The 3,392-nt window shown below is 59.3% G+C and carries 5 protein-coding genes; 4 read left to right on the top strand and 1 reads right to left on the bottom strand.

Annotated features, from left to right (window positions below):
• Positions 1-55 precede the first annotated feature (55 nt).
• Complete coding sequence (locus IE243_RS22295) at positions 56-415, bottom strand: hypothetical protein (protein ID WP_191321488.1); 360 nt, start codon at positions 413-415, stop codon at positions 56-58.
• A 341-nt stretch (positions 416-756) separates the two neighbouring features.
• Between IE243_RS22295 and IE243_RS22300 the strand changes: the two genes are divergently transcribed.
• Genes IE243_RS22300 through arsH form a run of 4 tightly spaced genes read left to right on the top strand, consistent with a single transcriptional unit; the run spans position 757 to position 3,325 of the window.
• A complete protein-coding gene (locus IE243_RS22300) occupies positions 757-1,119 on the top strand; it encodes an ArsR/SmtB family transcription factor (RefSeq protein ID WP_191321491.1) in 363 nt (120 codons plus the stop codon).
• A 4-nt stretch (positions 1,120-1,123) separates the two neighbouring features.
• Entirely contained in the window at positions 1,124-1,549 is a 426-nt protein-coding gene (gene arsC, locus IE243_RS22305; RefSeq protein WP_191321492.1) for an arsenate reductase (glutaredoxin), read from the top strand.
• 10 nt (positions 1,550-1,559) lie between these two features.
• Positions 1,560-2,615 carry an ACR3 family arsenite efflux transporter gene (gene arsB / locus IE243_RS22310; protein ID WP_191321489.1) on the top strand — a complete coding sequence of 352 codons (1,056 nt, stop codon included), beginning with the start codon at positions 1,560-1,562 and terminating at the stop codon, positions 2,613-2,615.
• Positions 2,615-3,325 carry an arsenical resistance protein ArsH gene (arsH, locus tag IE243_RS22315; RefSeq protein WP_191321490.1) on the top strand — a complete coding sequence of 237 codons (711 nt, stop codon included), beginning with the start codon at positions 2,615-2,617 and terminating at the stop codon, positions 3,323-3,325. Before arsB ends, arsH begins: the two co-directional genes overlap by 1 nt.
• Positions 3,326-3,392: the final 67 nt, after the last annotated feature.

Consider the following 3,392-nt stretch of genomic DNA (forward strand, 5'->3'; position numbering starts at 1 on the left):
CATCGACAGCCTCCTGCCGTGGAGCCATCAACGCAAGGTGTGAGCGGCACAGCGCTTACAGCAGTTCAACCGGTATCTGGAAACCAAAGAACTGCCGCCCGACGTCACCAGATATGCGTCCAGGGTTGATGGCGATCTGAAGCGCCTGAAGCGTGACCTTTGCCGTGCGTTCGTCGCCAGGCAAGCTGGTTTTGATCAGGTCCTTGCTGCGAAGAAGGTGAAATACAAGGAGTTCGTCGCCGCCCTCAACGCGTGTAACATTCCGTGCAAAGTGTCCGATCTCGACAACGCCGCAAGCGCCAAATCGAAGCCGTTCGAGCCGGGAACGGCCATGGATACCGAACGGGTAAGGCAGGCGCTTGCGAAGCTGGAAGCGGAGCACTTCCCGGAGCTTGAGGTGGAGGTCTTCTTCCAACGTGAGGAGGCGGTCCAGCCAGCCGGAAACGACAATTCTTTGGGTGTGAGCGTGCCTTCTGAGGCGGGAGCATCTGCTAGCGGTGTGGGTTGACAGCTTTGGACGCTGTTCGATCAGCTTCGTATCTGCCTCATTCTGAGGGGGATTTCCGGATCACGGCGTGAGGTGGTCCGGTTTCTGTAGCGGGTATGATGCGTCCATTCTCCGAAATCTGCTCCACTGCCCGTGCTTCCAAAACCCGTTCCTTTGCTCAGCGCCTTTTCGGCTAATGGCAAGGGGCTTGTCATCGAGTTGGCGATCATGATACCCAATATCTCAATATATATAGAGAGATTGATATGATGAACGACAAACGGGCTTTGGACGCATTTTCTGCGCTGGCGCAGGAGACGCGGCTTCGCATCGTGCGCCTGTTGGTCCAGGCCGGGCCGGGAGGGATGTCGGCTGGAGCAATAGGTGATGCGATGGACGGTGCGTCGTCATCGCGCATGTCATTCCATCTGAGCCAGTTGGAGCATGCAGGCCTGGTTCAATCGCGCCGGGAAGGTCGTTCGATCATCTACAGTGCGTCATACCCGGCGCTCTCCGACCTGATCCAGTTCCTGATGCGCGATTGTTGCCAAGGGCATCCCGAGGTGTGCAATCCGGCCCTCAAAGCGCTGTCGCGCCAGTGTGATCACGTGAAAGGCGACGCGCATGTCTGAAGCAATGGATGTTGTCATCTATCACAACCCCGCCTGCGGGACGTCCCGCAATACGCTGGCCATGATCCGCAACGCCGGGATTGAACCCCATGTCATCGAATATCTGAAGACGCCGCCGTCCCGGGAAATGCTTGTCCAGCTCATTGGGCGCATGGGCATCTCCGCGCGTGCGCTGCTGCGCGAGAAAGACACGCCCTATGCGGATCTTGGTTTGGGCGACCCGGACCTGACCGACGACCAGCTTCTGGACGCCATGCTGGCGCACCCGGTTCTCATAAACCGTCCAATTGTCGTCAGCCCAAAAGGCGTGAGGCTGTGCCGCCCATCTGAAGCGGTGCTGGACCTGCTGCCGCCGCAACAGGGCGCGTTCGTCAAGGAAGACGGCGAGCGCGTCATCGACGCGCACGGCCGCCGCGTGGCGACAGCTTGAGGCAGAACCAGTGTCCACATTCGAACGCTATCTGACCCTCTGGGTTGCCCTTTGCATCGTCGCCGGCATTGCGCTGGGGCATTTCATACCGGGCGCATTTCACGTCATCGGCGCCCTGGAGGTGGCAAAGGTCAATCTGCCAGTCGCTGTGCTGATCTGGCTGATGATCATTCCGATGCTGCTGAAGATTGATTTCGCAGCGCTCGGGGAGGTGGGGCGTCACTGGCGCGGTATCGGCGTCACCCTGTTCATCAACTGGGCGGTGAAGCCCTTTTCCATGGCGCTGCTCGGCTGGCTGTTCATTGGCTGGCTGTTTCGTCCGCTACTCCCCGCGGACCAGATTGAAAGCTACATTGCCGGACTGATCATTCTTGCAGCTGCACCCTGCACGGCGATGGTCTTCGTCTGGTCCAATCTGACCAGGGGTGAGCCCCACTTCACCCTGAGCCAGGTCGCTCTCAATGACGCCATCATGGTTGTGGCGTTCGCACCGATTGTTGGCTTGCTGCTCGGGCTTTCTGCTATCACGGTCCCATGGGGCACGCTCGTGCTGTCGGTGGTTCTTTACATCGTCATCCCCGTCGTCATCGCGCAGATTGTCAGGCGGCAGATCCTGTCATCGGCTGGCGAGGCGGGGCTTGACCGCTTGCTGGCCCGGCTCGGGCCCGCTTCCCTCGTCGCCCTTCTCGCGACGTTGGTCCTGCTGTTCGGTTTTCAGGGTGAGCAAATCATTGCCCAGCCTCTGGTCATCGGCCTTCTTGCCGTACCGATCCTGATACAGGTCTATTTCAACTCCGGCCTGGCGTATCTGCTCAACCGGATCGCTGGCGAGCAACATTGCGTCGCCGGTCCCTCCGCCCTGATCGGCGCATCCAACTTCTTTGAACTGGCCGTCGCTGCTGCCATCAGCCTGTTCGGTTTTCAGTCGGGTGCAGCGCTGGCGACCGTTGTCGGGGTGCTGATTGAAGTCCCTGTGATGCTGTCCGTCGTCTGGATCGTGAACCGCTCCAGGGGCTGGTATGAGCGCGCGCCCCAGACCACACCTGCTGTAGAGACGAACCACTGATGTTGATGAATATGCCAAACATCGTCGCCGCAAATCTTGACCGGCCGGATGTCGAACGATTGCGCGCCACCCCGTCATCCCATCCCCCGCGTATCCTGCTGCTTTATGGATCTCTGCGTGAGCGCTCCTACAGCCGGTTTCTGACACTGGAGGCTCAGCGGCTGCTCAAGCATTTTGGGGCTGAAACACGCATTTTCGATCCTGCGGGGCTTCCTCTGCCGGATGGCGCTCCTGAAGATCATCCAAAGGTTCAGGAACTGCGGGAACTGAGCCTGTGGTCTGAAGGGCAGGTGTGGAGCAGCCCCGAGCGACATGGGGCCATGAGCGCCGTGCTCAAGGCGCAGATTGACTGGATACCGCTGTCAGTGGGGGCAGTGCGGCCAACGCAGGGTCGTACCCTGGCCGTGATGCAGGTTAGCGGGGGTTCCCAGAGCTTCAACGCGGTTAACCAGATGCGCGTGCTCGGACGTTGGATGCGGATGGTGACAATCCCCAACCAGTCATCCGTCGCCAAGGCGTATCAGGAATTCGATGAAGCAGGCCGTATGAAGCCGTCCCCATATTATGACCGTGTGGTCGACGTGATGGAGGAGCTGGTCAAGTTCACGTTGCTGACACGCGATATCTCCGGACATTTGACGGACCGCTATAGTGAACGGAAGGAAACTGCGGAGAAACTGGCCGCAAGGGTCGCGCTCGGGAGCATCTGAATTTGAAGCTAGAGCGGTTTTCGAACGTCTAGAATCATAAGAGGTTCCCCCTTCGCGAGATTTCTGA

The organism is Camelimonas fluminis, from assembly GCF_014656355.1.
Classification (GTDB): Bacteria; Pseudomonadota; Alphaproteobacteria; order Rhizobiales; family Beijerinckiaceae; genus Camelimonas; species Camelimonas fluminis.

Bases quoted from the DNA above. Each gene is read 5' to 3' on its own strand.
- arsH (WP_191321490.1), top strand. From the start codon at position 2,615: ATGTTGATGAATATGCCAAACATCGTCGCCGCAAATCTTGACCGGCCG.
- IE243_RS22300 (WP_191321491.1), top strand. From the start codon at position 757: ATGAACGACAAACGGGCTTTGGACGCATTTTCTGCGCTGGCGCAGGAG.
- arsC (WP_191321492.1), top strand. From the start codon at position 1,124: ATGGATGTTGTCATCTATCACAACCCCGCCTGCGGGACGTCCCGCAAT.